This is a genomic window from Brevibacterium sp. K11IcPPYGO002, assembly GCF_050920635.1.
Classification (GTDB): domain Bacteria; phylum Actinomycetota; class Actinomycetes; order Actinomycetales; family Brevibacteriaceae; genus Brevibacterium.
This window is the reverse complement of record NZ_CP131929.1, coordinates 1547731-1572194: the sequence shown is the minus strand read 5'-3', so window position 1 is coordinate 1572194 and position 24464 is coordinate 1547731. Positions and strand designations below refer to the sequence as shown.

Annotated in this window: 20 protein-coding genes; 8 read left to right on the top strand and 12 right to left on the bottom strand. The window is 65.1% G+C overall.

The features are described 5' to 3' along the window. Positions 1–2: 2 nt before the first annotated feature. Both QYM46_RS07095 and QYM46_RS07090 read right to left on the bottom strand, forming a co-directional pair. On the bottom strand, positions 3–1610 hold the full coding sequence (locus tag QYM46_RS07095; RefSeq protein ID WP_432791368.1) for an adenylate/guanylate cyclase domain-containing protein: 1608 nt from the start codon (positions 1608–1610) through the stop codon (positions 3–5). Beyond that, positions 1610–2482: a biotin--[acetyl-CoA-carboxylase] ligase gene (locus QYM46_RS07090; protein WP_432791367.1), complete on the bottom strand. Its 873-nt coding sequence runs from the start codon at positions 2480–2482 to the stop codon at positions 1610–1612. The genes QYM46_RS07095 and QYM46_RS07090 overlap by 1 nt, the downstream gene beginning before the upstream one ends. A gap of 67 nt (positions 2483–2549) precedes the next feature. On the opposite strand from QYM46_RS07090, the gene QYM46_RS07085 reads away from it, so the two are divergent. Both QYM46_RS07085 and QYM46_RS07080 read left to right on the top strand, forming a co-directional pair. Beyond that, entirely contained in the window at positions 2550–4130 is a 1581-nt protein-coding gene (locus QYM46_RS07085; protein WP_169251899.1) for an acyl-CoA carboxylase subunit beta, read from the top strand. After that, positions 4127–4507 carry a hypothetical protein gene (locus tag QYM46_RS07080; protein WP_432791366.1) on the top strand — a complete coding sequence of 127 codons (381 nt, stop codon included), beginning with the start codon at positions 4127–4129 and terminating at the stop codon, positions 4505–4507. Before QYM46_RS07085 ends, QYM46_RS07080 begins: the two co-directional genes overlap by 4 nt. 116 nt (positions 4508–4623) lie before the next feature. Here the strand turns inward: QYM46_RS07080 and QYM46_RS07075 are convergent, their stop codons facing one another. From QYM46_RS07075 to QYM46_RS07065, 3 genes are all read right to left on the bottom strand, one after another. Beyond that, complete coding sequence (locus tag QYM46_RS07075) at positions 4624–5319, bottom strand: TetR/AcrR family transcriptional regulator (protein ID WP_432791364.1); 696 nt, start codon at positions 5317–5319, stop codon at positions 4624–4626. 60 nt (positions 5320–5379) lie between these two features. Next, the gene (locus tag QYM46_RS07070) at positions 5380–6177 is read right to left on the bottom strand and encodes a nitrilase-related carbon-nitrogen hydrolase (protein WP_432791363.1); all 798 of its coding nucleotides are present in this window, start codon (positions 6175–6177) and stop codon (positions 5380–5382) included. A gap of 152 nt (positions 6178–6329) precedes the next feature. Beyond that, a complete protein-coding gene (locus QYM46_RS07065; protein ID WP_432791362.1) occupies positions 6330–7526 on the bottom strand; it encodes an MFS transporter in 1197 nt (398 codons plus the stop codon). A 118-nt stretch (positions 7527–7644) separates the two neighbouring features. Here QYM46_RS07065 and QYM46_RS07060 point away from each other — a divergent pair, with 118 nt between their 5' ends. Both QYM46_RS07060 and QYM46_RS07055 read left to right on the top strand, forming a co-directional pair. Then, positions 7645–9318, top strand: a complete 1674-nt coding sequence (locus QYM46_RS07060) for a DUF885 domain-containing protein (RefSeq protein ID WP_432791361.1) — start codon at positions 7645–7647, stop codon at positions 9316–9318. A gap of 8 nt (positions 9319–9326) precedes the next feature. Further along, positions 9327–10061, top strand: a complete 735-nt coding sequence (locus QYM46_RS07055) for a GntR family transcriptional regulator (RefSeq protein ID WP_432791360.1) — start codon at positions 9327–9329, stop codon at positions 10059–10061. Here the strand turns inward: QYM46_RS07055 and QYM46_RS07050 are convergent. The 6 genes from QYM46_RS07050 to QYM46_RS07025 all read right to left on the bottom strand — a co-directional run bounded on the left by QYM46_RS07050 (position 9992) and on the right by QYM46_RS07025 (position 18413). Then, entirely contained in the window at positions 9992–10777 is a 786-nt protein-coding gene (locus QYM46_RS07050; RefSeq protein WP_432791359.1) for an aspartate/glutamate racemase family protein, read from the bottom strand. The two genes, QYM46_RS07055 and QYM46_RS07050, sit on opposite strands and share 70 nt — an antisense overlap. Before the next feature lie 13 nt (positions 10778–10790). Further along, complete coding sequence (locus tag QYM46_RS07045) at positions 10791–12308, bottom strand: NCS1 family nucleobase:cation symporter-1 (protein WP_432791358.1); 1518 nt, start codon at positions 12306–12308, stop codon at positions 10791–10793. Positions 12309–12639: 331 nt separating this feature from the next. Further along, entirely contained in the window at positions 12640–14130 is a 1491-nt protein-coding gene (locus tag QYM46_RS07040) for an MFS transporter (RefSeq protein WP_432791357.1), read from the bottom strand. A 143-nt stretch (positions 14131–14273) separates the two neighbouring features. After that, a complete protein-coding gene (locus QYM46_RS07035; RefSeq protein ID WP_432791356.1) occupies positions 14274–15557 on the bottom strand; it encodes an MFS transporter in 1284 nt (427 codons plus the stop codon). A gap of 89 nt (positions 15558–15646) precedes the next feature. Continuing rightward, entirely contained in the window at positions 15647–17026 is a 1380-nt protein-coding gene (locus QYM46_RS07030; protein WP_432791355.1) for an LLM class flavin-dependent oxidoreductase, read from the bottom strand. A gap of 55 nt (positions 17027–17081) precedes the next feature. Next, the gene (locus QYM46_RS07025; RefSeq protein ID WP_169251889.1) at positions 17082–18413 is read right to left on the bottom strand and encodes an MFS transporter; all 1332 of its coding nucleotides are present in this window, start codon (positions 18411–18413) and stop codon (positions 17082–17084) included. A gap of 307 nt (positions 18414–18720) precedes the next feature. On the opposite strand from QYM46_RS07025, the gene QYM46_RS07020 reads away from it, so the two are divergent. The 3 genes from QYM46_RS07020 (at position 18721) to QYM46_RS07010 (ending at position 21158) form a co-directional block, all read left to right on the top strand. Beyond that, positions 18721–19251, top strand: a complete 531-nt coding sequence (locus QYM46_RS07020) for a flavin reductase family protein (RefSeq protein WP_169251888.1) — start codon at positions 18721–18723, stop codon at positions 19249–19251. 61 nt (positions 19252–19312) lie between these two features. After that, the gene (locus tag QYM46_RS07015) at positions 19313–20389 is read left to right on the top strand and encodes an Rv2578c family radical SAM protein (protein ID WP_432791354.1); all 1077 of its coding nucleotides are present in this window, start codon (positions 19313–19315) and stop codon (positions 20387–20389) included. Between the two features lie 46 nt (positions 20390–20435). Continuing rightward, positions 20436–21158, top strand: a complete 723-nt coding sequence (locus QYM46_RS07010; RefSeq protein WP_432791353.1) for a DsbA family oxidoreductase — start codon at positions 20436–20438, stop codon at positions 21156–21158. Between the two features lie 112 nt (positions 21159–21270). Here QYM46_RS07010 and QYM46_RS07005 read toward each other — a convergent pair whose 3' ends face one another. Continuing rightward, positions 21271–21927 (bottom strand): TetR/AcrR family transcriptional regulator, encoded by a 657-nt coding sequence (locus tag QYM46_RS07005; protein ID WP_432791352.1) that lies wholly within the window; start codon positions 21925–21927, stop codon positions 21271–21273. Between the two features lie 133 nt (positions 21928–22060). On the opposite strand from QYM46_RS07005, the gene QYM46_RS07000 reads away from it, so the two are divergent. Next, positions 22061–24457: an ABC transporter permease gene (locus QYM46_RS07000; protein WP_432791351.1), complete on the top strand. Its 2397-nt coding sequence runs from the start codon at positions 22061–22063 to the stop codon at positions 24455–24457. The last annotated feature ends 7 nt before the right edge of the window (positions 24458–24464 follow it).

Sequence of the window (24464 nt, the reverse complement as noted above, 5' to 3'; positions counted from 1 at the left end):
TCTCAGCTCTCGGGTTCGTCGTCGAGGTCGAGGCGCATCTGAGCCGCGGTGCCGCGCTTCATCTCACCGATGGAGGTCTCACCGAGTCCGTGCAGCGATATCGAATCGCGGGGTTCGAAGACGTAGTCATCCGAAGCCGAGAGCACTCGTGCGGTCTCCTCGTCGGTGAAGATCGTGCCGGGATCGGCCACCGCCGTCAGACGTGCGGCGAGGTTGACGCTGGAGCCGAAGATATCGCCGAGGCGGGAGAGCACCCTGCCCCAGACGAAGCCGACGCGAGCCTGCGGCAGATCCTCGGCGGCGGTGACGCGTTCCATCAGCGTCATGGCGATCTCGGCTCCGGCCAGAGGGGTCGACGCGGCGAAGAACACTTCATCGCCGACGGTCTTGATGACCCGTCCGCCGCCGGTGGCGACGATGTTGTAGGCCATGCCCTGGAACTCCTGGACCATGTCCGCCAACTGGCGCGGCTCCATCTTCTGCGACAGACGGGTGAAGGAGACGAGGTCGATGAATCCGACGGCGCGGGCCAACGGCATCGACGAGTCATACCAGCCCTGTCTGTTGTCCATGGCCAGTCCGTCGGAGACATTGACATTGAGACGGCCCATGACGTCGGCGAGATTGCGTCGCCAGGAGTAGGTGAGCATCTTCTGCAGCGGGTCGATCATCTCTTCGACGACGGCCAGGGCGTCACGTCTCGCTTCCGGGTCGGTCAGCCCCTTCTCCTCGGTGAGGAACTCGACGAGGGTCTCCATCTGCCAGACGACGAGGCGGTCCGTCGTCTGTCCGATGGCCCGGGCCAGGGACAGTGCGGTGGTCTGGTCGATGAGACCGTCGGCGACGGGTTTGGCCCAGATCCGCAGGGCATGCGCATCGCTGACGGTGTAGGCCTTGTCCGTCGGCTTCGCCTGGGACATGCCGAGTGCCCGCCACATCTTCCTGGCCGAGACCGTGGAGATCCCGCCGAGTTTCGCGGCCTCCCGTCGGTCGAGGACGCGCTTGCCGTCGAGCAGGATCTCTTCGAGCCGTTCGGCCGCGGTCCTGGTCTCATAGATCGTGTCGTCGAAGTCGGGACCGTCATCATCGACCGCATCGTCGGCGTCGTCGATGATCGGCAGCGCTGTGGTGCGCGGATCCTCACGCAGTCCGCTGAAGAAATCCTCATCGACGTCGACGCCCGGTGCCGTGTCGGTGGAAGCCGTGTCGGTGGAAGCCGTGTCGGTGGAAGCCGTGTCGGCGGATGCCGGGTCCGGATCGGCCGCCACCTCGTCGGCGAGCTCTGCCCCGACCTCCCCCGCCTGCGGAGCGGAGCCTGTCAGACCGCCGACAGGTTCGTCGTCGCCGACGTCGTCGAACAGGGCGTCCGCGCTCGACTCGTCGTCCTCGCCGGTGAGGGCATCCGCGGGTCGGTCGTCCGCCTCGGGGTCCGCCGTCTCGGGCTCAGCAGCCGAGCGCACGTCGCGACCAGATGTTTCGCGCTCCGGCTGTGCCGCATCGTCAGACGGCTGACCGTCCGTGGAGGCGCCTTCACCGTCGGCGATCTCAGGACTGCCCAGCTGGTCGGGTTCGACGATGTCGAAACCGGCGGTGAAGTCCGACACCGCCATCAGCGATCGCTCCTTCCCGGAGCTGTCGGGGACGCTGCAGGACGCAGATGATGGACGTCTCCGGCGCTTAAGCACACACGATCGTCGATGATGAGGTCGGCACCGGAGTCGAGCCCCGTGGCGATGCCGATGATGTCGGAGCCGTCGGGCTTCTCCACGCGGACCTTCGAACCGAGCGTCACCATATGATCACGCACTCTCCGCGCTGTGCGGCTGTCGCGGAAATCCTCATCTCCATAGTCGATCAGCTCTCTGTAGCAGGGGATCAATGTGCTCAGAATTGAGACTAGCAACGCTTCATGATCAATTTCTGAACCGTCGACTCCGGTTTCGATCGCCAGAGAGCTCGCGTCCTCCCGTGGCAGATCCGCAGGCTCCGAACGGGTGTTCAGGCCCATGCCCAAGACGATCTGGGCACCGCCGGCCGAAGGTTCGACACGAGCGAGGATGCCGCACAGCTTCCTGCCGTCGGCGGTGAGCACGTCATTGGGCCATTTGATCGCGGCGGGCACCCCCACCTCGGTGACGGAGGAGTGCACGGCCTCACCGGCGATGAGCGGGATCCATCCCCATTGGGAGAAACCGGCCGGAGGTGTGAGCAGTATCGACCACGTCAGGGACCGGCGGGCGGGCACCGTCCAGGCCCGGCCCAGACGGCCGTGTCCGGCGTTCTGAAAATCTGTGCCGCGGATGGTGAACTCGGCCACCGGCGAATCGGTGCCGGCGCCCTCCCGGACCACTCGCGCAAGTTCGTCATTCGTCGATGCGCAGGTATCGTCCCAGATCAGCGGCGGGAGCGAGAGTCCACGATCCGCAGCGATGCGGCGCACTGAGTCGACGTCGACGAGAAGAGAGTTGTGTTGGCTGTTCACCAGTCCACTCTAGATTCTTTTGGTGAGAGTGCACAACGAAGTCTCACGTCATCGTTATTGTGGAGACATGACGGATACTCCACGGACCACAGCCGAGCGCATCGACGCTTTCACCCAGCGCAGGGAAGCGGCCCACACGGGCAATCAGCGCTCGGTGGACAATCAGCACAAGCGCGGCAAGCAGACCGCCCGTGAACGCATCGCGGCACTCCTCGATGCCGACTCCTTCCAGGAGATCGACGAATTCGCCCGCCACCACAATCACCAGTTCGGGATGCAGGACAACCGCCCCGACGGAGATGGAGTCGTCTGCGGTCTGGGCACGATCGAAGGCAAGACCGTCGCGGTCTTCGCCCACGACTTCACCGTCCTCGGCGGGTCGCTGGCCGAGGCGAACGGACGCAAGATCGTCAAGGTCCAGAAGCTCGCGCTCAAGCTCGGCTGCCCGATCATCGGCATCAACGACTCCGGCGGCGCCCGGATCCAGGAAGGCGTCGGATCGATTGCGCTCTTCGCCGAGATCTTCCGCCTCAACGTCGCCTCCTCGGGCGTGATCCCGCAGATCTCGCTGATCATGGGCCCCTCCGCCGGCGGCGCCGTGTACTCCCCCGCACTGACCGATGTCACGATCATGGTCGACCAGATCAGCCACATGTACATCACCGGTCCCGACGTCATCAAGACCGTGACCGGCGAATCGGTCGGCCATGAGGAGCTCGGCGGCGGACGGACGAACAACACCGTGTCCGGAAACGCCCACTACCTGGCCTCCGATGAGGATGACGCGCTCAACTATGTCCGCGATCTGCTCTCGTTCCTGCCGCAGAACAACCTCGATCCGGCCGATTCCGACGAGTTCGTCTCCGACCTGTCACTGACTCCCGAGGACGAGGCGCTGGATACGCTCATGCCGGATTCGCCCTCGCAGCCCTACGACATCCTCGACGTCGTCACCACGATCCTCGACGACGGCGAATTCCTGCAGGTCTCGGAGCTCTTCGCTCCGAACGTCGTCACCGGCTTCGGCCGCGTCGAGGGCGTGAGCGTCGGCGTCATCGCCAACCAGCCCATGCAGCTGGCCGGCACCCTCGACATCGATGCCTCGGAGAAGGCCGCACGCTTCGTGCGCCTCTGCGATGCCTTCAATCTGCCGATCCTCACCTTCGTCGATGTGCCCGGGTTCCTGCCCGGCACCGATCAGGAGTACGGCGGCATCATCCGCCGCGGTGCGAAGCTCATCTACGCCTACGGCGAGGCCACCGTTCCGCTCGTCACCCTCATCACCCGCAAGGCCTACGGCGGTGCGTACTGCGTGATGGGGTCGAAGCAGCTCGGTGCCGATATCAACCTCGCCTGGCCGAGCGCGCAGATCGCGGTCATGGGTGCTCAGGGCGCGGCGAACATCGTCTACCGACGCAAGCTCAAGGCCGTCGAAGAAGCCGGTGAGGATGTCGAGGCGGCACGTACCGAGCTCATCCAGGACTACGAGGATGCGCTTCTCAACCCGTATCTGGCTGCCGAGGAAGGCTATATCGACGCCGTCATCAGACCGAGCGAGACCCGCAGCCGAATCGTCCGTTCCCTGCGGGCGCTGAAGAACAAGCACGTCGACGCGCCCGCGCGCAAGCACGGTAACATCCCCCTATGAGCGATGATCTGCAGACCGACGCCGAGGCGAATCTGCCGGGCGAAGTCGACGCCGAGGTGACCGCGCCCGGTGAGGATTCCGTCACCGCGGAGGGTCTGGCCCCAGCCTCAGATGGGGCGCTGCGAGCGTCCTCTGTGTCGGGACGCTCACAGGTGCGCGCCGATGACGGCGAACCGATCAGCGACGAGATGGCCAGTGCGGCGGCTGTGGCCGCGGTCGTGGCGATCCGTCAGGTGGCGATCGCCTATGCGGCCCAGCAGGCCAGTGCGCAAGCCGAGTCCGAAACCCGCAAGGGTGATCGGGCCGGCTTCCGGGCTCCACGTCGAAATGTGCGCAAGCGTCTCCCCCAGACCTGGGACCAGCACCTGGGTCGCTGAGGCGCCGCCGGCCCCGGACTTCGTCGGACTCCCGTACTGGGGTCGGACTCCCGTGCCGACTGTCGCCTCAAGCGGCAGCGGCGAGCGACGGTCCTCAGTTCCAGTCGGCCGCTTCTCTAGTCGGCTTCTTCGCGGAAGAGCGCACGCAGTTCGTCGAAGAGCCTGTCGATCACGGGTCCCGGATCTCCGTCGACCCGCCGCATCCGGGTGAATGTCGCCTTGAGCGCCATCATCGCCAAGGCGGCGACGGCTTCGGCTCGCGGGGAGACTTCGATATCGTCGTCGGCATAGTCACCGGAGTGAGCCCCCATGACGTCCACCGGCGCCGAGGGGGTTCCGTCGAGGCGGCGTTGGATGATCTGCCGAAAGAGCCGTTCGTTGTTGCCCATCCGCGACATCTGCAGCGGTATCAGCGACGGGTCCTTTTTGAGCATGAGATGGTACTGGTGCATATCGTCGCGTTTCTCCATCCGAGTGGCGACGATGAATGCGAGCAGGTGTTCGAGGTCGGCGACGAGGCGTCCATGGGGTCCCCCGGCTTCGAACTCCTCGATGGCCGGTTGGTCCTCTTCGTCGAAGACGGTGTCCGCGCGACCGAGCAGCGCCTCGTCCTTCGATGAGTAGTAGTTGAAGAAGGTCCGTCGGGAGACTCCGCAGCGCTCACAGATGTCTTCGACGGTGACATTGTGATAGCCCTTCTCCAGGGCCAGGTCGATGGCGGCACGGCGCAGCGCCTGCCCGCGCTCGCGCTTCTTGCGTTCGCGCAGTCCCTCGACCGGCGGTGACGCTTGGACCTCTGAACCAGAACTCATGAGAACAGTATTGCAGTCAGCGCATTTTCACCGGAAATGCGCTGAGCGACCGTCTCGAGCTCAGTACCCGAGTTTCGCGTTCGTGAGCACCGGGACCGTCTCCGCCGCGGTGTCGGCGGCGTTGAGGTCGATCTCGACGATCTCGAGCCGTTCGGCGCCGTCGAGTGAGTTGAGCACCTCACCCAGGGGGTCGGAGACCAGACTGTGGCCGACCCCGGTCGGTCCCTTCTTCGGCACGGGGACCCCGGTGACTTCGGGATCGGCTTGGCCGAGGGCGGCGATGAACATGTTCGAGTCCAGGGCCCGAGCCCGGGCGAGGATCTCCCACTGTTCGGCCTTGCGCGGTCCTGCACCCCAGGAGGCGGCGACGACGGTCAGGCGTGCACCGCGACGGCTGAGTTCGGCGAAGAGCTTCGGGAACCGAATGTCGTAGCACAGGGCCAGGCCGATGTCCTCGCCGTCGACGGTGAAGAGCACCGGCTCCTCCCCCGCTTCGACGGTGTCGGATTCCTTGAAGCCGAAGGCGTCGTAGAGATGGATCTTCGCATATTCGCTGCGCCGGCCGTCAGGGGAATAGACGGCGAGCAGATTGATGACCTTGTCGTCCGTGGCCGCGAATTCACCGACGACGACGGTGATCCCGGTCTCGGCGGCGAGGTCACTCAGCGCCCTTCTCCACGACTCGGAGTGCTCCTCGGCGATGGTGCGCAGGCCGGATCCGAATGCCGACATCGTCGCTTCGGGGAAGACGACGAACCGGGCACCCGTCGCGGCGGCCCGACGGGCATAGGAACGGACCTTCTCGAGGTTGTCGGCCACCTCGGTGGTGGTGTTGATCTGAGCGAGCGCGAACTTCATCCTCATCCTCCGGGGGCGGCAGACTTTGGGGACTCAAGCCTATCGCGATCCCACCACCCCCAAAACTCCCCCTATTGCTACCTGACGGCGGCTCAGCAACCTCGTGCGAGGTTGCTGAGCCGCCGTCAGGTAGTTCGGGGAGTGCGGGAGCCTCAGCCGAGGTACTCGCGGCCGGGACGACCGCCGCGGCGACGCCCGTGCACCCAGAAGTACACGCCGATGGCGAGGACGACGAGTCCGGCGCAGACGAGGAACATCCCGTTTCCGCCGGTGAACGGGTAGAGGAAGCCGAGGATGACGGGGCCGATGCCGGACCCTGCGTCGAGGAGGAGGAAGAACGAGGCGGTGGCGACGGGCACACGGCTCATCGGCACGGATTTGACGGTGATGGCCTGCATGCACGGCATGAGAGAACCGAAGCCGAGGCCGATGAGCACTCCGGCCAGGACGATCCCCGTCATCGTCGGCGACAGTGCCAGCAGGACATTGCCGGCGATATCGGCGATGAAGACGGGGAAGATCACCGCATTGTCACCGAAGGTGTCCTGCAGCCGACCGACGAACAGACGGGCGAACAGAGACGCCACGGCAAAGGCCACGAAGAACAGGGACGCAGCGGAGGCGACGCCGTGTTCGGCCGCATAGCCGGCGAGGAACACCAGCGCTGCGGCGTAGGCGATGCCGGCCAGAAGCATGACCGAGCCGATCCGCAGACCGTCCCGATCGACGAGTGTGCCGAGTTTGAGATGCCATTTCGTGCGCCGCTGAAAGTCGCTGATCTCCTGCACCGGCAGGCGGATGAGGAAACAGCAGATGAGAGCGAGGACGGACATGAACGCCGAGGCGACGAAGAGCATGACGAAGTCGAACTCGCGGGGCAGGATGACTCCCAGATACGGTCCGAGCGCCGTCGACAGGGTCGTCGCAGTGCCGAAGTACCCGGTGCCCTCTCCCCGGCGAGAGGCGGGGATGATGCTCTGGATGGCCGTCATGATCGCGGTGTTCCCGGCCCCGAATGCGATTCCGTGGACGATGCGCAGAGTCAGGAGCACAGAGAGGTCGCCGGCGTAGATATAGGCCAGGGAGGCAAGCACGGAGACCGCCATGGTGATGATGAGCAGCTTGCGCCGACCGATGAAGTCGAGATACTTCCCGGTGAGCACGCGAGCGACGACGGCACCGACGACGAACGAGGATGAGGCGAAACCGGCAGCGGCCTCACCGGCGGAGAACCGTGCCACCGCGTACCCTGCCATCGACGTCATGAGCAGGTAGAAGACCATCGACATCGAGAGGTTGAGCCCGATTCCGACGATGAAGTCCTTCGTCCACAGCTTCGCTCGTGCCACGGGAGATCGGTCTCACTTTCTGCTGTCTGCGGGGAACAGTGACACATTAGCGGGTTCGCGCTGATTGCGCGGTCCGGTCCACCGCTGATGTGACTCAGCTCGCGATAGGGTGGTCACCATGACTGAGAAGAGAACCCCGTCCGCCGTCGATGCGGTCGCCGAAGACTACGTCGATGACATGCTCGCCCTCTCCCCTTCCCTCGCCCTCTACCTCGGACTCGACGGTGCGCAGGGCTTCGACGACTTCTCGCCGGCCGGACTCGCCGCGGTCAACGACGTCACCGTGGCGACCCTGTCCCGCCTCGATGAGGTCGCCGACCGCCCCGACCTCGACGAGGTCGACCTCGTAACCATCGATGCGATGCGTGATCGCCTCGGGGTCGACCGCGACTACTTCGCCGCCGGGATCAAGCACGCCAGCCTCAACGTCATCGAATCCCCGCTGCAGCAGGTCCGCGATGCCTTCGACCTCATGCCCACGGAGACCGTGGCCGATTGGGAGACGATCTCGACCACGCTGGCAGCCGTGCCCGGCTCGCTTGCCGGCTACCAGGAGTCCCTGGCGATGGCGCGCGACAACGGGCGCGTCGCCGCCCGCATCCAGGTCGAGAAGGTCATCGAACAGGCCCGTGCCCTGGCCGAGCCCGGCAGCAACTTCGATCGTCTCGTCGCCGGAGCCGACGTTCCCGACGCTCTGCGTTCGGATCTGGACACCCACGCCGAGGCAGCTCGCAAGTCCGCCTCGGGACTGGCCGATTTCCTCGGCGAACAGGTGCTGCCCGCCGCTGGAGACGATGAAGCGTGCGGTCGCGACGCCTATGCGCTCTACTCCCGGGACTTCCTCGGTGCTGAGGTGGACTTCGACGAAACGTACGCCTGGGGACTCGAGGAACTCGAGCGCATCGATGCCGAGCAGCGCGAGGTGGCAGAGAAGATCATGCCCGGCGCAGACCTGTTCGAGGTCATGGACGCCCTCAACAACGATCCGCAGCGGACCCTGCACGGCACCGAGGCGCTGCGGACCTGGATGCAGGAGGTGGCCGATGAGGCCATCCGCGAACTCGGCAAGTCTCATTTCGATATTCCCGAACCCGTGCGCACGATCGAGTGCATGATCGCGCCTTCGGCGACCGGCGGCATCTACTACACGGGCCCGACCGATGACTTCTCCCGCCCCGGCCGCATGTGGTGGTCGGTCCCCGAAGGCGTCACGGACTTCGCCACCTGGCAGGAGAAGACCACCGTCTACCACGAGGGTGTCCCCGGCCACCATCTCCAAATCGGCCAGGCCACCTACGTCTCCGACACCCTCAACCGCTGGCGCCGCCTCATGTGCTGGGTGTCGGGCCACGGCGAAGGATGGGCGCTGTACGCGGAGAAGCTCATGGCCGATCTCGGATTCCTCGACGACCCCGGCGATTATCTGGGCATGCTCGATTCGCAGCGGCTGCGTGCCGCTCGCGTGGTCCTCGACATCGGCTTCCACTTGCGTCTTCAGGCACCTGAGAGCCTCGGCGGAGGAATCTGGAACCGCGAGAAGGCCTGGCAGTTCCTCACGGACAATGTGGCCATGGACCGGTCGTTCCTGGCTTTCGAACTCGACCGCTACCTCGGTTGGCCCGGACAGGCGCCGAGCTACAAGATCGGCCAGCGTCTGTGGGAGCAGTACCGTGACGAGGCGAAGTCTGCGGCAGGATCCGACTTCGATCTCAAGGACTTCCACACTCGGGCATTGGGACTCGGCTCGGTCGGGCTCGATACTCTGGGCCGTGCCCTGAAGCGCTCACGGTGAGGGACCGGATGAAATCTGCTGAGAGTCCCCAGTCGGAGACCGTTCGGGTCACCGAGGCGCTGCGCAATGAGATCATCGAAGGTCATCGTCGACCGGGTTCGCGCCTCGTCGAACGCAACCTCGCCACCGAGCTCGGCGTCTCCAGGGTGCCAATCCGCGAGGCGCTGAAGAAGCTTGCCTCGGAAGGTCTGGTGACGAACCGGCCCAACACCTGGTCGACGGTCAGGGAGTTCTCCCCCAGCGACATCGCCGACCTCAACGAGGTGCGCACGGTCTTCGATGTCCTCTCCTTCGAACTCGCCGCTCAGCGCCATACCAGGGAGGGGCTGGCACGGTTGGAGGCCACGATGCTCAAGGGCCGGGAGCTCGCCGACGCCGGGGACGTCGCCGGTGCCCATCGCTGTGCCGCGGAGTTCCACGCCATCGTCACCGAGCTCTCGGGCAATGAACTCCTCGGTGAGATCGGCGCCCTGCTGGATTCACGGATGCGCTGGCAGCTGAGTCAGCATGATGACCTCGCGGTCGTCGCCACCGAGCATGCCGAGCTCTTCGACGCCATCGCCCGCCGGGATCAGGCGCTGGCCGGATCACTGGCCGGCCGCCACCTGGGAACGAGTCAGGAGCAGCACGACAAGCATTCGAAGCGGTTGGCCCGATCCGGTCCCGTCGAGGGTCAGGCCGACCCTGCCGCCGCCGATCCCGCTGAGGTTTCGGACGCTGGAGATCCGGCCGGCGCCGACTGACCGAACGGCCAGCCGCTGAGCTTCTTCTCCCGGGCAGGCGCATACGTGCGCACCTTCGACGTGCTCAACCCCAGTCCGACGAGAGATTCGGCCAGGCGCACGGCGGCTGCGACTCCGTCGACGACGGGCACGGAGCAGCGCTGCGTGATCGTCTCGCCGAGCTCCGCCATTCCACCGCAGCCGAGCACGATGACCTCGGCACGGTCACGGTCGACCGCCTCGGCGGCCTGATCGGCGATCGCCTCGATCGCGGCCTGCGGGTTCTCCTCGAGCTCGAGCACGGCCATCCCCGATGCCCGCACGGACACGCAGTGGGCGTCGAAGCCGGCCAACAGCAGTCGGTCCTCGATGAGCGGAACGGTCCGGTCGAGCGTGGTGACGACAGCGAAGCGGCGCCCGAGGAACATCGCCAGGGCCGCTCCCGCCTCGGTGATGTCGATGACCGGCACGTCCAGCAGCTCTTGCAGGCCTTCGCGGCCGTGCTCGCCGTACCCGGCTTGGATCACGGCATCGAACTCGCCGGGGTATTTCAGAACCGCATCCATGACGCCGAGGGCTGCCAGATGGCTTTCGACATTGCCTTCACAGGATTCGGCGCCGAAGTCGGGAGTCAGACCGATGATCTCGGTTCCCGCCGAGGCGGCCTGCCGTGCCGCGCGGGCGATGCCCTCGGTCATGGACTCGGTCGTGTTGACGTTGACGACGAGGATTCTCATCAGTCGGCTCCGATCAGTGGTGGGTGGGGACGGCGATCTCCTCGCCGTCGACCTCGCGGAAGGTGAAGTCGCGGCGGGCGATGACGAAGTAGATGAGGGCGGCGATCGCGGCCCCGGAGAACCAGGAGAACTCGGAGATCCCGGAGAAGGCGGGCACGAGAGCGAAGACGAGTGAGATCGCCGAGGCGGGGATGAAGGCTCCGATGGCTCTCCAGTTGACCCCGCGGTGGTAGAAGTACTCTCCGTCGCCGGCCTCGGTGTAGAGCTGGGGCACGTTGACCTTCGTCTTGCGCACCACCCAGTAGTCGACCATGATCACGCCGAACAGGGGTCCGAGCAGGGCGCCGAGTCCGCCGAGGAAGTAGACGATGACCACCGGGGAGTCGTACAGGTTCCACGGCAGGATGACGAAGCCGATGACGGCGGAGATGATGGCGGCGCTGCGGAAGTTCAGGTGGCGCGGAAACAGGTTCGTCAGCGCGTAGGTCGGAGCGACGAAGTTCGCCATGAGATTGACCGCGACGGTGAGCAGGAGCAGCGACAGGGAAGCCAGCACGAGCAGGACCGGGCTGCCGATGGACTGGACGATATCGGCTGGTGAGGTGATGACGGTGCCGTCGATCTTGTACTGCGCGCCGGCCAGAGAGATCACGACGAGACCGAAGACGAGCATGTTCACCGGGATGCCCCAGAAGTTGCCGACGACGATCGATCCGCGCTTCTTCGCTGCCCTCGTGAAGTCGGAGAAGTTGAGGACGAAGGTTCCGTAGATGGACACCCACAGCGCACCTCCGCCGAAGATGTGCGCCCACATCTCCCAGCCGCTGAGCGCATCATCGGTCGACCACGCGATGGAGAAGTCGACGCGGATGAGCATCCAGACGGCCAGGGCGAGGAAGGTGACGAGGATGATCGGTCCGGCGATGGCTTCGTAGCGGCGGATCATCTCCATCCCGTAGCTGACGATGATGACTTGGATGACCCACAGCAGGGTGAAGGAGAACCAGCCGAGTCCGGAGAGTCCGAGGAACTCGGCACCGACCCAGGACTGCAGGCCCGGGAACATCGTCAGCAGCATGACGTTGAGGACGCTCGAGGCCAGGTAGGTCTGGATGCCGAACCAGGCGATGGCGACGATGCCCCTCACCGAGGCGGCCAGCTGGGCCCCGTGGATGCCGAAGGAGATCCGGCTCATCACCGGATAGGGCACTCCCGTCTTGTATCCCATGAAACCGGAGAGGGTGAGCAGGAAGAACAGCAGAGCGGCACCGACGAGGAGCGCCACAAGGATCTGCCAGGCACCGAGGCCGAGAGCGAAGAGTCCCAGTGCGAACCCGTAGTTGCCCAGAGAGTGGACATCGTTGGCCCACAGGGTGAAGACGCTGTAGGCCGTCCAGCTGCGTCCCTCCTTGCGGGACGGGGCGAGGTCCGCATTGTAGAAGCGCGGACTGATGCGGTGGGCCGCCAGCTGATCGGGGCTGGGCCCCAGGCGAGTGGGCACGGGGGCCTCCGCCGTCTCGGTCTTCCTCATGCAGTCCACTCCTTGGATCCGATCAATGCCCAACTGGGATACCAAAAAGCAAACACAGCTCTGTGGCACCGGCTATCTGACGAATTCAGAGTAACCCAGCTCACACCGCCATGGCAATGAGTCGGGCCGGACGAATTCGCTTTGAGCCGATGTTTGCGGCCATCCACCACGACGGCAACGGGCGAGGGCGCGAAGCCAGCACCACCGGACGAGCGCGCCGAGCTATGGCATACCATTCGTGTTCAGCCTGGCCGTTTCACCTGGTCTTGGCCGTTTCAGCCGGTCGCCTGCAACGGACACAGTGGTGAGGCGAGAACACCCGGCGAGGCTCTCAGCTCTCGTGTTCGACATCCTTGGCGGTCGGGTCCCAGGCGACGATGCCGACCGCGATCGCGCCGGCCAGCGGTGCGCAGGCGACGATCCAGAACACTCCGGTGCCCAGGGAGGCCGCGAGGATCGGGAACATGATGAGCGAGACGATCGAGAACGCGCGCAGGACCGACTGATTGAATCCGATGCCGATTCCGCGCAGTCGCGTCGGATAGGACAAGGTCGCATAGTTCATGAGGTTCGCTCCCGGCCCGCCGGCCTGAGCGAAGACGAAGGCCGCGAGCATGGCCACGGCCACGAGGACGAGAGCCCCGTTCGGGATGCCCACCAGGGCCAGCGTTCCCAGAGCGAGTGCCTGGATGACGAATCCGATGAGGGTGATCTTCCGGGTGCCGAAACGGTTGACGATGCTCATGCCCAACAGGCCGCCGATCGTTCCGAAGCCCAGGTTGATGACCAGTGAGGCGATGATCGTGATCAGCGGGGTCTGGTGGAAGAGCGTGGTGATGATCAGCGGGGTGCCGTAGGCGACGGCGTTGTATCCGAAGGTCGAGAACACGGAGACGCAGAGCGCGACGATCGTGCGCACCCGGTAGCGCGGGGAGAAGAGTTCGGCGAAGCCGGCCCACCGTCCGCCCTTGACCGGGGCGGACGAAGCGTTCGGGGTCTCGCGGGCGTCGGCGGGAGCGAGTTCGACGTTGAGGTTGTGGTGGCTGCGCATGACTTCGACGGCGCCGCGCAGGTCGCCCTGGTTGGCCAGCCATTCGGGTGATTCGGCAAGGTAGCGGCGGCGGACGAGGAGGACGACGAGGGCGGGGACGGCACCGAATCCGACGACGATGCGCCACAGGATCGCATGCTGGTCATACGGCAGGGTGATGAAGATGATGAGCACGATGACGTAGCCCATGCCGGTGGCGAAATACCAAGCCGGTGACCAGGCGTTGACCCTCTGCGAGCGATTGCCTCTGCCTTTGAGCTTCGAGAATTCGGCGAGGAACGCCATCGCCACCGGCAGATCGAGTCCGACGCCGATGCCCATGACGAAGCGGAAGGCGATGAGGACCCATTCGTTCGGGGCCACGGCACAGCCGATGGCGGCGACGACGAAGAAGACCATATCGGCCATGAAGAGCCTGTAGCGCCCGAAGCGATCGACGAGGTATCCGCCGAAGAGTGCGCCGATGACGGCTCCGACCATGATCGCGGCGTTGACGAGTCCGGTCATGAAGCCGGAGAGGCCGAACTGCTCCTGGATGGCAGTGATGCCGAAGGCCAGGGAGGAGAAGTCGTAGGCGTCCATGAAGATCCCGCCGAGGGCGAGGATGATCACGGCCGTCGTCTTCGTCCCCTGGGAGCCGAATTCGGCGAGGATCGAGTGGATATCGGCTGCGGAGGAGACGATGCGCGGAGTCGGCATCGCCGCCTGCCGGTCACGAGCGGATGCGGATGGTGTCTGTGCCGCATTCGCGGCGGGATCTGTCGAAGTCACAGTCGATAAGTATGGTGTCGCGGCGGCCGGGCGCCGTCATCTGCTGTCACAGTTCGTCACGAGCACCGCGGGAAGGAGCGGTGGCGCCAGGTGCCCTGCCGACATGAGCACCATCGGCAGGCAGAGCATGGTTGGCCCGCCGCTCAGTCGAGGCGGTGTCCGCGCCTGTCCGGAATGAGGAACATCGCGAGCAACTGGATGAGATAGATGAGCGGCAGCAGCGCCAGCGCGAAGCCGAAGCCCAGATGTCCTGCGAGCAGGGCGATGACGACCGGGGCCAGTCCCCCGATGGCACGGCCGAGGTTGAAGATGACGTTCTGGGCCGTCGCCCTGATCGCCGTGGGATAGAGCTCGGCCAGCAGCGCCCCATGGCCGCCGATCATTCCATTGGCGAAGGCGCCCATGAAGAACCCGCCGGCCAGCAGTGCGCTCGGATCGGTGAACTGGCTGTAGGCGAGGATGGTGACGATGGCTCCGGCCTGGAAGATCCAGAAGGCGGGCCGGCGACCGAGACGGTCGGCGACCTGACCGAAGATGAGGATCCCGGCGAGCATTCCCATCACCGTCACTGCCGTCCACAGCGACCCCTTGGTGACACCCAAGCCGATCTGCTCGGACAGATAGTTCGGCAGCCAGGTGATGATGCCGAAGTAGCCGAAGTTCTGCACACTGGTGAGGACCGTCAGCGCCAGGGTGATCGTCGCCGTCTCCCGATCCCTGAACAGTCCGGCGATCTTCGCTCCGAAGGAATTCGGCACTCCGCTCGCTTCGTGATCTCCACCGGCCGCCTCGGCGCCCCTCTCCCGCTGTTCCTGGGCCCGGACGAAGGTCTCCGGCTCCTCGACGCCGCGCCGGATGATGAAGGCGAAGACAGCGGGGACGAGCCCGATGACGAACAGTGCCCGCCACCCCCACAGGGCGATGACGGGAGCCGAGACGACGGCTGCGGCGAATACGCCGAGTTGGAATCCCACTCCCACCCATGAGGTGGCGCGCGCTCGCCGGTCGGCACGAACCGCCTCGGCGGCCAAAGCCATGCCGATGCCGAACTCACCGCCGATTCCGATTCCGGCGATGAACCGGTAGGCAGCGAGGTCCCAATACCCCTGTGCCAGTGCCGACAGCCCGGTGAATACCGCGAAGATGAGGACCGTCCAGGTGAGCACCCGCACCCGACCGTACCGATCGGCAAGGGCGCCGAAGACGATTCCGCCGACCACGGCGCCGAGCAGTGTGATCGTCGACAGGGATCCGGCTGCGACGTCGCTGAGCCCGAAAGTGGCGATGATACCCGAGAGAGCGAAGCTGAGGATGAGGAGATCGAAGCCGTCGAGTCCGTAGCCGACGGCGGCGGCGACGAGCGCTCTGCGCCGGTATCCGCGATCCTCGGCAGTGTCTGTGGTGGTCAGCGGAGTCGATGCACTCATACGCGGTCTCAGTTCGGTTCACGGATCGGAAAACGGCCGCAGACCATTATGCCCCACGGCCGTTCCCCGGTACTTCAGCTTCTGTTCGCTCAGACGCGGGCACCCTCGCCGAGGCGGTACCGGGCACCCGTGTGATCGTCGGCCAGGCGGGGGCCGGCCCCGGTGAGCTGTTCGCGCACCGTGGCACCCGCGGTCGGTTCGGGCAGGAGTCCGCGGCGGCGCAATTCGGGTGAGACGTACTTCGTGAAGCGTTCGGCATCGGCCGGGCGCACGGCCGCGGCGATGTTGAATCCGTCGATATCGGCCTCGTCCATCCACCGCTGGAATTCGTCGGCGACCGTGGCAGGCGAACCGGTGATGACCGGCCCGCGTCCTCCGAGGGCGACGAACTCCGCAAGGTCGCGGATCGTCCAGGCCCTGTCTCCGGCCATGGTGGTGAAGGAGGCGAGCGCGGACTGGTTGGCGTCGGTGGAGACGTATTCGAGGGTGTCATCGGGCGAAGCGCCCGAGAGATCGACGCCGGTCCATCCGCCGAACAGGGACAGTGCGGATTCGGTGTCCACGTAGCGACGATAGTCGGCCAGCCGTGCTTCAGCCGCCTCATCCGTGTCGTCGACGATGACGGTGGCCAGGGCGAAGATCTTCACTGCGTCACGGGCACGTCCGCGCTCTTCGAGTCCATCGCGGACCTTGTCGACCCAGCTGCGCACGATCTCCGGTGTCGGTCCGGAGAAGAAGATCGCCTCGGCGTGGTCGAGCGCGAATTCCTGCCCGCGCTTGGACGCCCCGGCCTGGAAGAGCAGCGGGGTGCCCTGCGGTCCGGGGACGGCGAGCGCCTGGCCGGGGACGGTGAAGAACTTGCCCTCGTGGCCGATGTCGTGGACCTCGTTCGGGTCGACGAAGACGTTCGCGTCGGCATCGGCCTTGAGCGCGTCCGGGGTGATCGAGCCCTCGAACAGTTTGTACATGACCTCCATGAACTCATCGGCGCGGTCGTAGCGCTCATCGTGCGGGATCTGGCCCTTGAGTCCGAGGTTGCGGGCGGCGGAGTCGACGTAGCTGGTGACGATGTTCCAGGCCACCCGACCGTTGGTGAAGTGATCGAGGGTGGTCAGGGTGCGGGCGAGCAGGTAGGGCTTCTCGTAGGTCACCGAGGCGGTCACACCGAATCCCAGCGTCTTGGTGGCTGCGGCCATGGCGGGAACGGCGACGAGAGGGTCGAGCAGAGGGAACTGCACTCCCCCACGGTTCGTGACATCGGCGTTTCCGCCGTACACGTCGTAGACGCCGAGGATGTCGGCGAGGAAGAGAGAGGAGAATCCGCCGTCTTCGAGGGTTGTGGCCAGGTCCGTCCAGAAGGACAGCTGGGTGAATTCGTCGACTCTCGATTCCGGATGGCGCCACAGTCCGGGTGACTGGTGGACCGGGGTCATCATGTCGAAGGCGTTGAGCAGGATCGGTTTTGTCATGGGTGTCTCCTCTGGGTGGTGCGATGAGTGTGGGCCGACGAATCGGCTGGTGGCTTCAGGCCGCGGTGCGCGCGAGCGTTCGGGCAGGATCTTTGGCGCCGATGGCGGCGATGAGCGAGAGGACGCACAGCAGGGTGAGGTAGCCGCAGATGAGCCAGGGCGAATGGCCCCCGGCAACGTAGAGCAGTGCCGCGACCATCGGCATGATTCCGCCGCCGATGACGGTGCCCAGCTGGTAGCCCATGTTCACACCCGAGTAGCGGACCTCGATGGGGAACTGTTCGGCGAACCAGGCCGCCTGGGGACCGTAGACGGCATCGTGGGCGAGGTTCATGCCGAGGATGACGACCAGGGGCAGCAGTCCCAGTGGGCCCGCATCGAGGAAGGCGAAGAAGAACCAGCCGAATACGGCGATGCCGATGAGTCCGACGATGGTCACGGGTTTGCGACCGATCCGGTCCGAGGCCCATCCCCATGCCGGTCCGGTCACCAGACCGACTGCCGAGGCGATCATCACCGCCGTGACTCCCGAGGTCGAATCGCCGCGATTCTCCGCCAGGTAGCTGAGCATGTAGACGGTGATGAGGTAGAAGACGCTGTTCTGTGCCAGGCGCAGCCCGATGGTGACGAGCAGGACGCGCGGGTGAGCGGTCAGCACCTCCCGCAGCGGTGCCTTGGCGACCTTTCCGGAGTCCTTGAGCTCCTGGAATTCAGGTGCGTCGGAGACGCCGAGGCGAATCCACAGTCCCAGTGCCACGAGCAGCGCGGAGGCGAGGAAGGGGATGCGCCAGCCGAAGGCTTCGAACGCTTCGGCGCTCATGAGGTTCTGGACGAGGAAGAAGGAGCTGGTGGCCAGCAGCATTCCCGCTGCGGATCCGATCTGTGTGAAGGATCCGAAGAGACCGCGCTTTCGGACGGGGGCGTGTTCGACCGACAGCAGGGCCGATCCGCCCCATTCGGCTCCTGCCGACAGACCTTGGACGATGCGCAGGACGACGAGGGAGGCTGCGGCCCACCAGCCGATGGCGTCGAAGTTCGGGACCAGTCCGATGAGCGTCGACGCCGTCCCCATGGACAGCAGGGACACGACGAGCAGAGCCTTGCGTCCGACACGATCACCGAGGTGACCGGCGATGATTCCGCCCAAGGGTCGGGCGAAGAACCCGACGGCGAGGGTGGCGAAGGAGGCGAGTCGGCTGCCGAGTTCACTGTCGGAGGGGAAGAACTGGACGTTGAAGATCAGGGCCGCGGCGGTGCCGTAGAGGTAGAAGTCGTACCACTCGATGGTCGTCCCGGCGAAGGCCGAGGCCAGGACCCGCTTCTTCCCGGACAGGAACCGCTGCGGTGGGTCCTGGGTGCTCGGTGCGGTGACCGGCGTCTGCGTCATGCGGTGCTCCTCTGCGGCGGGGTTCGGGTCGGCTCGCTGCCAGTCGAGCGCGTGTTTCGTTGAGCAATCTATGCCCGGACGCCGCCGACACCTGCCTGCATGTGTCACGTCTCGACTCTCAGCGTCATATGTGGTCATAAGTCGTCTTCATATGACCTCGGCCACGACGTCGACGCCGTGGCTTTGCGATGATCGACTTCATCGACACCGACAGACGGCCCCGTCGGCATTGTCTGCTCAACGTCTGCTCAACGAAAGCAGCGGGCACCTGAGACACCGACGACCACACGAGCACAGAGGTGAAGGAATGACGCTCTTGGCAGACCGCACCGCACAATCACCGGCCCCGGTGAATCCGGCAACACCCGAGGCTCTCCGCGAGACCTTCTCCCATTTCCCCCAGGGGGTCGCTTTCATCGGCGCCGAAATCGATGCGGCACCACTGGGCCTTGTCGCCTCCACCCTCACCGTCGGCGTCTCCCTCGACCCGCCCCTGGTCAGCGTCGCCGTCCAGAACACATCGTCCACCTGGCCCACCCTGCGACGAGCCCCCGAGCTGGGCATCTCCCTGCTGGGCACCGACCAGGAGCACCTGGCCAGGCAGTTGGCCGCCAAGGACCGCAGTCGACGATTCACCGGCGTCAGCCCTGAGGTCACGGCCGGAGGCGCGCTGACGATCCCCGGCAGCTCGGCGTTCCTCTGGACCAGGCTCTACGATGAGGTCGCGGCGGGCGATCACACGGTGGCACTGCTCGAGATCCTCGGCACCCGAAACGATGACGGCCCCGAGGCCCTGGTCTTCCACCGCAGTGAGTTCAAGGGACTGCGCGTTTCCTGACCTCGCCTGAACGCTATGCCCCACCCTTGACTCGCATTCGAACTCGTGTTCGAATTATGCCATGCGGTGGAACGAAGCGAGCGGCAGCACCGACCCCGGCACACCTGTCCTCTTCGGGACGAAGGGCCTGGTCCGGTCGGTGCAGACGCCGGAATTCTCAGGAATCACCTTCCACGAGGTGCTGGCGAAGTCGGCGCTGAACAAGGTTCCCCAGTCCAGCTCGATGCCCTTCTCCTGGACCGTCAACCCCTACCGCGGCTGCTCACACGCCTGCGTGTACTGCTTCGCCAGGAACACTCACCGCTACCTCGATCTCGATTCCGGAACCGACTTCGATCGCCAGGTCGTCGTCAAGATCAATATCGCCGACGTCCTCGCCGCCGAGGTGGCGCGTCCGACATGGGCGAGAGACCATGTGGCCCTGGGCACGAACACCGACCCCTATCAGCGCGCCGAAGGCCGCTACTCCCTCATGCCGGGGATCATCACAACTCTGGCCGAGCAGTCGACTCCGATGTCGATTCTGACCAAGGGCACACTGCTGCGACGGGATCTGCCTCTGCTGGCCCGCGTTGCCGAAGACGCTCCTGTTGAGATCAGCATGTCGATCGCCGTTCACGACGACGCTCTGCAGCAGAGCCTCGAACCCGGCACGCCGACGACGAAGGCCAGGCTGGCCACCGTGCGCGCGGCCGCCGAACTCGGGTTCGATGTCACCGTCTTCATGATGCCGATCATGCCGAAGCTCACCGATTCCCGTGACCACCTCGAATCGGCTCTTCGGGCAATCAGAGACGCCGGGGCCGCGCGGGTCGTCTACGGGGCCCTGCACCTGCGCCCCGGTGCCCGCGAATGGTTCTTCGAATGGCTCGAGCGCGAACACCCAGAGCTCCTCCCCCGCTATCGCAGGATGTACGCAGGCTCCTCCTACGCGTCGAAGGAGTATCGACGGTGGCTGGGCGAACGCATCAACCCGCTCATCGACCGCTATGGTCTGCGCGGACGCAGCGATGACGACTACCCGGCGACATCGAGAATGCGCGGTCGACCGGGTGCGGACCGGACCTCGCAGCAGGCGGGTGCGCTGGCGGCACCGGTTCAGCTTTTCGCCGCTCCGAAACAGCAGGCGCTGTTCTGATCAGGAGGTCTGGAATAACTGCACAGCCGGCGCGGTTTGCCCTGATATGAAGATTGAGATCTGGTCGGACATCCCCTGCCCCTGGTGCTATATCGGAAAACGTCGCTTCGAGGATGCCCTCGACGACTTCGCTCACAAGGATGACGTCGACGTCCAATGGCGCAGCTTCCAGCTCGACCCGAGCCTGCCCGATCACTTCGACGGCACCGAGACCGAATACCTCAGCCAGACGAAGGGCATGCCCACCGCCCAGGTACGACAGATGTTCGACCATGTCACACAGCAGGCCGCCGGAGTCGGCCTGAACTACGACTTCGACTCGATCATCGTGGCCAACAGCTTCACCGCCCACCGCTTCCTCCACTTCGCCAAAACTCACGACCTCATGTCCGGGGCCAAGGAAACGCTGCTCTCGGGCCACTTCGAGAAGGGGCGCGACATCGGTGACATCGACTACCTCGCCGAGGCGGGAAGTGAGATCGGCCTCGATCCCGACGAAGTCCGCCGGATCCTCGCAACCGATGAATTCTCGGACGAGGTTCAGGCCGACATCAGTGAGGCCCGCGCGCTCGGCGCCAATGGAGTCCCGTTCTTCGTCATCGACCGCAAGTACGGCATCTCCGGAGCACAACCCGCGGAGGTCTTCTCTCAGGCCCTCGAGACCGCTTGGGAAGAAGGACAGAAGCTCACGGTCCTCGCCGGCACTCCGCAGTCAGCGGCCGAGGACTTCGCCGACGGCGCGGCATGCGGCCCGAACGGCTGCAGCTGACTCAAAGATCTCCCTCTAATTGCTACCTGACGGCGGCCCAGCAACCTCGCGCGAGGTTGCTGGGCCGCCGTCAGGTAGCAACAAAGGGGGTCAGGGCAGAGCCGTCTGCTGATCAGAGCAGCGGAACGCTCGGGTAGCGCACGGCACCGTCCGGGTCGGTCACCGGCGCTCCGAGCATCCCGGCTGCGGCATCGATGAGGAAGCGGCCGACCTGCTCCCAGCTGCCCTGGTTGGCGTCCTCATTCATCTTCGCCTCCTGGTCGGCGCAGACGCCGACGACCATGCTTCCCAGCAGGTAGGCGCGACCGCGCAGAACCCCTTCAGGGATCCCGTCGACCGCACCGTTGATGAAGCGCAGGTCATCGGGCAGGTCCGCGTCCCCGATCACCTCTCTGGCCACCTCGACGGCCGATGGGACCGCCGAGATCTGCGACATGAACTGCGCCCGCCAGCTCGGCTTCGGAAGACTGTCGAGCAGCTCGATGAGCGGGCGCAGACGAGTCGTGACGAGCTCGTGGATGTTCGGCGTCTCGTCCAGCTGCGACATCAACTCACGCCTGCGCCGAGACATTTCGTCGTGGTGGCGCTCGACGAGCGCGCGCAGCAGTCCGTTGCGGCCGCCGAAATGGTAGGCGATCGCCGAATGATTGGCTGCCCCGGCGTGTTCGACGATCCGCCTGTTCGATACCGCATCGATCCCATTGCGTGCGAACAGCTCTTCGGCGGCATCGAGCAGGGCATCCCGCGCCCGGTCACTCTGGATGGTCATTCCCACATCTTTCCATTCGCTCTGGAATTCACAAGTTTCCGATTTCACGATTTTAAGTCACGCGTCTTAAACTGGCGAAGTTCACAGTGGTCGACGAGGATCACACGATTTCCGATCCTTGAAGGGGACGACAATGTCCGATCGCCAACCACGGACGAGACGAGAAGCCCTCGAGTCCGAGCACCCGACATCGCACCTGGCTTCCGATTCCGGGTCCGGCTCGACTGTGACCACCGAGGACCAAGCAGCGGCCAAGCGCGCGAAAGCCGAATTCATCGGCCGCACCGTTGCGATCTTTCTCATGCCGCTCATCTTCGTGGGCATGATGATCACGAGCTACCTGGGAACGATGCACTCCCCCGAAGCCAACGACATGCCCATCGTCGTGGCCGGGTCATCGGCCAAGGCCGATGATGTGACATTTGCGATCAACGGCGCCGAACCCGACGCCTTCGATATCGAGACGACCGACGACGTCTACTCCGCTCGAGAAGACGTCTACAATCGGGACGCCTCGGCGGCGATCATCGTCACGGGCGATACCGCGACGATCGTCACCGCCAGCGGAGCCGGGGTCCAACAGTCGACCACTGTCGAGCAGCTCGTGCGTCCTGCCCTCGCGGCCGACGGGCTGAAGGTCACAACCGAGGACCTCGCCCCACTGCCGGACCGCGACCCCACGGGAATGGCGGCGATGTTCCTCATGACGTCCATCGTCATGGCCGGCTATATGCCCTTCAGCGTTCTGCGGTCGAATTCGCCTGAGCTGCTGAAGTTCAAACGCATCGTTCCGATCCTCGCCGGGTGGTCGGCTGCCATTGCCGGCCTCGTCTGGACCGTGGCCTGCCCGATCCTCGATGTCGTCGATGTCAAGGACACGGTGGCCGTCCTCGGCATCGCCTGGCTGGGCGTCTTCGCCATCTCCTCCGTCCAGCTCTTCATCACCCGCCTCGTCGGGGCCCTGGGTGTGATTCTCGGAATCCTCTTCCTCATGGTCCTCGGCATGCCGTCGTCGAATGTGGCGATGCCGGTGTACAGCATGCCGGAGTTCTTCCGCTTCACCCACGAGTTCCTTCCGATGCCGGCGATCGGTGAGTCTCTGCGCTCCGTCCTCTACTTCGACGGCAACGGCGTCATCGGTCACCTGTTCGTGCTCGCTCTCGGGGCGGTGGCCGGTCTGCTCCTGACGAAGGTCTATGACCACTTCTACGCAAAGCGAAATTCGCACCCTGTGCCCCTGGATGTCAATGTGGCGGCGATCCACGGCGGTCGGAGGCCGGATACGAAGCTCATGCGCTATATCTCGCTGACGCTCTTCCCCTTGGCGATGGTGACGATGATGATCACGTTCATGCTCGGCGCGATGCATTCGCCGACACCGAAGGATATGCCGGTGGCGGTCGTGGGGTCCTCGGTCGAGCAGGCCGAGGACACGATCGAGCAGCTCGATGAACAGATGGACGGAAAGTTCGAGTTCACCGCACTCGATGACAAGGGCGAAGCACGTCGACTCGTGGAGAACCGCGACGATGTCGCCGCGCTCGTCCTGCCCAGTGAGAAAAATCCCGAATTCGAGCTCCTGGCCAACCAGGCCGGCAACAACGCCTCCTACCGTGTGGCCGTCCAGGTCTTCGAGCAGGTGGCTCAGGCACAGAACTCCGATCTCACCGTCGACAACCTCGCGCCTCTGCCCGATCGGGACAAGAACGGCGTGGTTGTGATGTACGTGGCGATGGGCTGGATTCTCGCCGGATTCATGGTTGTCATCGTTGCCGCGAACGCCAACCCGTGGGTTCGGCCGCTGAAGCGGATGCTGCCGATCATCGTCGCCTACGCTCCATTCATGTCGCTGGTCGTCGCGACCATCTCCGGTCCGATCACCGGAGCCGTCGACGGGCACTTCGCGGCACTGTGGGGCGCCGGCATCATCGCCATCGCCTGCATCTCCATGTTCGCCATGGTCTTCGAAAGGCTCCTGGGCATGTTCGCGATCATCCCGGTCATCGGCACGCTCATGTTCGCCGGTGTGCCGTCGTCGAACGGTGCGCTTTCGCAGTACTTGGTGCCGCCGTTCTTCGCCACCCTGCACGACTTCCTGCCGATGGCCGCCTCGGTCGAGACGATCCGCTCGATCCTCTACTTCGACGGCGATGTCGTCACCGAACACCTGCAGGTCCTGGGCCTGTGGGGTCTGGTCTCGCTCGCGCTGGTCTTCCTCATCGACGGCGTCAAGCCGCCGCGCACGGCCCATGACTTCGGCAACCTCCATCTCGAACGTGAACGAGAGATCGCCAGGGAACAGCGGAAGCAGGCGCTGGCGCTGGGCATGTCCCCGGAGACATCGGATTCCGACGCCGAGGCGGTCGATGACCTGGCATCGTCCGGCGACTATTCCCACCAGACTGTCCAAGGATCCGTCGTCGATGACGAGGCCGACGCTCAGCAGTCCGTCCACAGAGCCCCGACAGCAGGCGACGGCCTGACCCGGCACCGCAGCCCCCACGAGGAATCAATCCCCTCCACAGTCTGACCTGCTA

Coding starts and splice junctions, on each gene's coding strand:
- QYM46_RS07095 (WP_432791368.1), bottom strand. CDS start 1,610: ATGGCGGTGTCGGACTTCACCGCCGGTTTCGACATCGTCGAACCCGAC.
- QYM46_RS07085 (WP_169251899.1), top strand. CDS start 2,550: ATGACGGATACTCCACGGACCACAGCCGAGCGCATCGACGCTTTCACC.
- QYM46_RS07080 (WP_432791366.1), top strand. CDS start 4,127: ATGAGCGATGATCTGCAGACCGACGCCGAGGCGAATCTGCCGGGCGAA.
- QYM46_RS07075 (WP_432791364.1), bottom strand. CDS start 5,319: ATGAGTTCTGGTTCAGAGGTCCAAGCGTCACCGCCGGTCGAGGGACTG.
- QYM46_RS07070 (WP_432791363.1), bottom strand. CDS start 6,177: ATGAAGTTCGCGCTCGCTCAGATCAACACCACCACCGAGGTGGCCGAC.
- QYM46_RS07060 (WP_432791361.1), top strand. CDS start 7,645: ATGACTGAGAAGAGAACCCCGTCCGCCGTCGATGCGGTCGCCGAAGAC.
- QYM46_RS07055 (WP_432791360.1), top strand. CDS start 9,327: ATGAAATCTGCTGAGAGTCCCCAGTCGGAGACCGTTCGGGTCACCGAG.
- QYM46_RS07050 (WP_432791359.1), bottom strand. CDS start 10,777: ATGAGAATCCTCGTCGTCAACGTCAACACGACCGAGTCCATGACCGAG.
- QYM46_RS07045 (WP_432791358.1), bottom strand. CDS start 12,308: ATGAGGAAGACCGAGACGGCGGAGGCCCCCGTGCCCACTCGCCTGGGG.
- QYM46_RS07035 (WP_432791356.1), bottom strand. CDS start 15,557: ATGAGTGCATCGACTCCGCTGACCACCACAGACACTGCCGAGGATCGC.
- QYM46_RS07030 (WP_432791355.1), bottom strand. CDS start 17,026: ATGACAAAACCGATCCTGCTCAACGCCTTCGACATGATGACCCCGGTC.
- QYM46_RS07025 (WP_169251889.1), bottom strand. CDS start 18,413: ATGACGCAGACGCCGGTCACCGCACCGAGCACCCAGGACCCACCGCAG.
- QYM46_RS07020 (WP_169251888.1), top strand. CDS start 18,721: ATGACGCTCTTGGCAGACCGCACCGCACAATCACCGGCCCCGGTGAAT.
- QYM46_RS07015 (WP_432791354.1), top strand. CDS start 19,313: ATGCGGTGGAACGAAGCGAGCGGCAGCACCGACCCCGGCACACCTGTC.
- QYM46_RS07010 (WP_432791353.1), top strand. CDS start 20,436: ATGAAGATTGAGATCTGGTCGGACATCCCCTGCCCCTGGTGCTATATC.
- QYM46_RS07005 (WP_432791352.1), bottom strand. CDS start 21,927: ATGACCATCCAGAGTGACCGGGCGCGGGATGCCCTGCTCGATGCCGCC.
- QYM46_RS07000 (WP_432791351.1), top strand. CDS start 22,061: ATGTCCGATCGCCAACCACGGACGAGACGAGAAGCCCTCGAGTCCGAG.